5 protein-coding genes and 1 pseudogene are annotated in these 4,634 nt (G+C 68.3%); all 6 read right to left on the bottom strand.

The annotated features are described in order from the left end of the window. A partial coding sequence (gene lgt / locus AC5RV2_RS14885) for a prolipoprotein diacylglyceryl transferase (protein ID WP_494092975.1) occupies positions 1–920 on the bottom strand: 920 nt, incomplete at its 3' end. A 74-nt stretch (positions 921–994) separates the two neighbouring features. Then, entirely contained in the window at positions 995–1,798 is an 804-nt protein-coding gene (gene trpA, locus AC5RV2_RS14880; protein ID WP_494092974.1) for a tryptophan synthase subunit alpha, read from the bottom strand. Continuing rightward, complete coding sequence (gene trpB / locus AC5RV2_RS14875; RefSeq protein WP_494092973.1) at positions 1,795–3,120, bottom strand: tryptophan synthase subunit beta; 1,326 nt, start codon at positions 3,118–3,120, stop codon at positions 1,795–1,797. The genes trpA and trpB overlap by 4 nt, the downstream gene beginning before the upstream one ends. A 90-nt stretch (positions 3,121–3,210) precedes the next feature. Continuing rightward, positions 3,211–4,029, bottom strand: coding sequence for an indole-3-glycerol phosphate synthase TrpC (gene trpC, locus AC5RV2_RS14870; RefSeq protein WP_494092972.1), 819 nt, complete (start codon positions 4,027–4,029; stop codon positions 3,211–3,213). A 2-nt stretch (positions 4,030–4,031) separates the two neighbouring features. After that, positions 4,032–4,313, bottom strand: a complete 282-nt coding sequence (locus AC5RV2_RS14865) for an HGxxPAAW family protein (protein WP_494092971.1) — start codon at positions 4,311–4,313, stop codon at positions 4,032–4,034. Positions 4,314–4,433: 120 nt separating this feature from the next. Further along, positions 4,434–4,634 (bottom strand): annotated as a pseudogene (locus tag AC5RV2_RS14860) (hypothetical protein); the annotation flags it as partial.

The following is a 4,634-nucleotide window of genomic DNA, read 5'->3' as shown; positions in this document are numbered from 1 at the left end:
GCCGCGGCCTGCCCGGATTCGGCCCCCGCCGCGACTGCCGAGGGCTCGCGGCCCGGCAGGTACACGGAGTCGGTCTCCGCGGTCCGCGGACGGCGCGCCAGCACGATGAAGATCACGACCGCGGCGACCAGCAGCAGCAGCGACGTCCAGACGTTCAGCCGCTGGGTGATGCCGAAGAGCGTGACCATTTCGGCGTCGTCGATGCGCAGCATTTCGATCCAGACCCGGCCGAGGGTGTAGAACGCGACGTACAGCCAGAACAGCATGCCGCGGCGGAATTTGAAGCGCCTGTCCAAGAGCAGCAGCAGGGCCACCCCGGCCAGGTTCCACAGCGACTCGTAGAGGAAGGTGGGGTGGAACAAGGTCCCCGGTGCCGCGTCGGCCGGGAAGTTGGGGTTGTCGGCGTCGATCTCCAGACCCCAGGGCAGCGTGGTGGGAGCGCCGAAGAGCTCCTGGTTGAACCAGTTGCCCCAGCGGCCGATCGCCTGGGCCAAAAGTACCCCTGGTGCGGCGGCATCCATGAAGGCCGGCAGCTTGAAGCCGGCCCGGCGGCAGCCGATCCAGGCACCGACCAGGCCGAGTGCCACGGCGCCCCAGATTCCCAGCCCGCCGCGCCAGATCTGCGGGATCAGGCCGAGGTCGCCGTTCGGCCCGAAGTAGGCATCGGGCGAGGAAAACACGTGGTACAGGCGGCCGCCGACAATGCCGAACGGGATGGCCCAGATGGCCACGTCCCAGATGAACTCCTCCGGCCCGCCGCGGGCCTTCCAACGGCGGTGCGTGAGCCAGATTGCCGCGACGATGCCCAGCAGGATGCACAGGGCATAGGCGTGGATGGTGAGCGGGCCGATGCTGAATCCGGACCAGCCGGGGCTGGGGATGGATGCCGGTACGGCCGTTGCAATAGTCGTGCTGTACACCAGGTGAGTCCTCTTGGCCGGAGTTTGCGGGTCGGGCGCGGCAAGCGGCGGACCGCTGGCCACCGCTTATTCTGTCAGGCCCGGGCTGCGCCTTCGCTCAGCCGCGCCGCGAGCTTGCCGAGTGCCGGCACACCGGAGTTGCCGAGTTCGGCCACCAGCGCGGTGCCCACGATGGCGCCCTCGGCATACGCGCCGATCTCGCGCACGTGCTCGGGACTGGAAACCCCCAGGCCAACGCAGACCCGTTCGGCTCCGGCCTCATGCGCCGACCGGACCACACGCTCGGCGGCGCTGGACACACTCTCGCGGGCACCGGTGACGCCCATGATCGATACCGCGTAGACAAAACCGCGGCTGGCCTTGACCGTCATCGCCATCCGCTCCGGAGAGGACGACGGGGCGACCAGGAACACGCGGTCCAGCCCGTACTTGTCCGAAGCCTCGAACCATTCGGCCGCCTCGTCCGGAATCAGGTCCGGGGTGATCAGCCCGGCGCCGCCGGCCTCGGCCAACCGGCGGGAGAACTCGTCAACGCCCATCCGCATGACCGGATTCCAGTACGTCATCACCAGGACGGCGGCATCGCAGCGGGCGGTGATCCCGGCGACGATATCGAACACCTGGCTGACCCGGAAACCGTCCTTCAGCGCCTGGACCGTGGCGGCCTGGATGACCGCGCCGTCCATCACCGGATCCGAGTACGGGATGCCGATTTCAATGACATCGGCACCGTTCTCCGCCAGCGCGACGGCGGCGTCGATGGTGGTCTGGACGTCCGGGTATCCTGCGGGCAGATAGCCGACCAGTGCGGTCCGGCCGTCGGCCAGGGCCCTGTCGATGGCCGCGGCGGACTTGCTGACGATGGCGGTGTTGTTCACAGCTGCTCTCCTTCGGAACCGATGCTTGCTTCGGGTGATTCCTCCGGAAGCAGGCCGAACCACTCGGCGGCGGTGGCGACATCCTTGTCGCCCCGGCCCGAAAGGCTGACGACGATGATGACGTCCTGCGGATTGTCCCGTCCCTCGGTCAGGCGCTTGCCCACCCGCAGCGCTCCGGCCAGGGCGTGCGACGATTCGATCGCCGGGATGATGCCCTCGGTGCGGCACAGCAGCCGGAACGCATCCATCGCTTCGCTGTCCGTGACGGGCTCGTAGCTGGCCCGGCCGATGTCCGACAGGTAGGAATGCTCCGGTCCGACGCCGGGGTAGTCCAGCCCGGCCGATATTGAATGCGACTCGATGGTCTGGCCGTCCTCATCCTGCATGAGGTAGGAGCGCGCGCCGTGCAGGACTCCGGGCCGGCCCAGCGTGATGGTGGCGGCATGGCGGCCGGTGTCGACGCCGTCGCCGCCGGCTTCAAAGCCGTACAGCGCGACGTTCCGGTCGTCCAGGAAGCCGTGGAAGATGCCGATGGCGTTCGAACCGCCTCCAATGCAGGCGCAGACGGCGTCCGGCAGCCGGCCGGTCTGGTCCAGGATCTGGGCGCGGGCTTCCTCGCCGATGACTTCATGGAAGTAGCGGACGAGCGCCGGGAAGGGGTGGGCGCCGGCAGCGGTTCCGAGCAGGTAGTGGGTGTTGTGCACGTTGGCCACCCAGTCGCGCAGGGCTTCGTTGATGGCGTCCTTGAGCGTCTGCGACCCGGCGGTGACGGGCACGACGGTGGCTCCGAGCAGTTCCATCCGTGCCACGTTCAGGGCCTGCCGGCGGGTGTCTTCGGCGCCCATGTAGACCACGCATTCCATGCCGAGCAGCGCGGCGGCGGTGGCGCTGGCCACGCCGTGCTGGCCGGCACCGGTCTCCGCAATGATGCGGGTCTTGCCCATCCGCTGAGCCAGCAGCGCCTGTCCCAGCACATTGTTGATCTTGTGTGAGCCGGTGTGGTTCAGGTCCTCGCGCTTGAGGAAAATCCGGGCGCCGCCCGCATGCTGCGAGAAGCGCTTGGCTTCGGTCAGCAGCGAGGGCCGGCCCGAATAGTTCTTGTTCAGCTCGGCGACCTGGGCGGTGAATTCGGGATCCGCCTTGGCCTTTTCGAAGGTGTCTTCCAGTTCGTCCAGCGCAGCAATCAGGGATTCCGGCATCCACCGCCCGCCGAAGGCACCGAAGTAGGGGCCGGGGGCATGGCGGAGGCTGTCTCCGGCCAGGAAGGCATCGGCTTCCTGCATGTTTCCGGGCTCCGCCGGGGTATCGGGGCTCTGCGTCATGGCCGTCCTGTCTGTTACTGGAGGCAGGACGGCCAGCCGCAACCGGCCCTGCCTGCCCCTGGGGATTCTTAAGTTGTGTGGCTCGCGGGTTCAGCCGCGCGCGGCAATGGCCTCGGCGCCCGCCGCGCCGAATTCGGCCACGGCGGCTTCCGGATCGCCCGTGATGACCAGCGCCTCGCCCACCAGGACGGCGTCGGCGCCCTGCGTGGCGTAGTCACGCACGTCGTCCACTCCGCGGACTCCGGATTCGGCCACCACCACGGCGCCGGAGGGGATCCGGCCCGCCAATCCGGCGAACACCGAGCGGTCCACGTCCAGGGTCTTCAGGTTGCGGACGTTCACGCCGATGATGCGTGCGTCCACGGCGACGGCGCGGTCGATTTCTTCGGCGGTATGCGTCTCGACCAAGGCCTCCATGCCCAGTTCATGGGTCAGCGCCAGCAAGGCCTTCAGCCGCTCGTCGTCCAGTGCGGCGACGATCAGCAGCACCAGGTCGGCGCCGTGGGCGCGTGCCTCGAAGATCTGGTATTCGTCGACGTTGAAGTCCTTGCGCAGCAGCGGAACGTCCACCGCGGCGCGCACCGCGTCGAAGTCGGCGAGCGAGCCGTTGAACCGGCGCTGCTCCGTCAACACGCTGATCACGGCGGCACCGCCGCGTTCGTAACCGGCGGCCAGTTGGGCCGGATCGGCGATGGACGCCAGGTCACCCTTGGAGGGGCTCTTGCGCTTGACCTCGGCGATCACCTTGAGCGCGGTTCGCGGCGAATCGTTGCCGCCCAGGGCCGCGTAAGCATCACGCGGAGCCGGCGCGGCCGCGGCCAGCCGCTGGATCTGCGCCAACGGAACCTGGGCGCGCCGGGACTCGAGGTCTTCGCGGACTCCAACGATGATGTCGTCGAGAACGGTCACGTTCAGTGTCCGCTGCCCTGGATCTTGCTGCCGTCCACGCCGTAGCCGACCTTCTTCATGATCCAGCCGACGATCAGGCCGATCAGCATGATTGCCACGCCGGCCCAGAAGACCGGGGACGAGGCCATGGCGAAGCCGATGCCTCCCACGATGGAGCCCAAGATCATGATGAGCACGCAGGTCCAGGCGGCGGGGCTGTTGCCGTGGCCGATGACCTCGTCGTGGATGCTGCCTGCCGGATCCGTCTTCATCGCGGTTTCGGTGGCGGTGGCCTGGTTGCCCATGGTGTATCTCCCTCTAAAAACGGTTCTGCTACTTCATTCTGCCATTGTTTGCGGGCCCGGCAGGCCAGTGTGACACGGCCGCCGGCGGGCCCCGCTGCCCGGCGCCGCACGGCCGGCGGTTCAGTCGGTCGGGTCGTTGCCCCGGCTGAGCTGGTCCCAGCTGTCGATTTCATCCACGCTGCCCGCCCGGTCGGACGGCATGCCGTCGGCCTGCCGCTCGGTTGCCGGCACGTACTTCTTCGACGGCGGTTCCCGAAATCTGCCGAGGACGCGTGAGTGCCAGCCGAACCGCCTGGCCAACAAAACTGCAGGTAGCGTCCC

The sequence above is a fragment of the Arthrobacter sp. Y3225116 genome, from assembly GCF_059091245.1.
Note: the sequence above shows the minus strand (reverse complement) of the source record. Positions and strands in the feature narration are given on the sequence as shown.

Excerpts from the sequence above, each read along its gene's own strand:
- trpB (WP_494092973.1), bottom strand. The coding sequence starts at position 3,120 with ATGACGCAGAGCCCCGATACCCCGGCGGAGCCCGGAAACATGCAGGAA.
- AC5RV2_RS14865 (WP_494092971.1), bottom strand. The coding sequence starts at position 4,313 with ATGGGCAACCAGGCCACCGCCACCGAAACCGCGATGAAGACGGATCCG.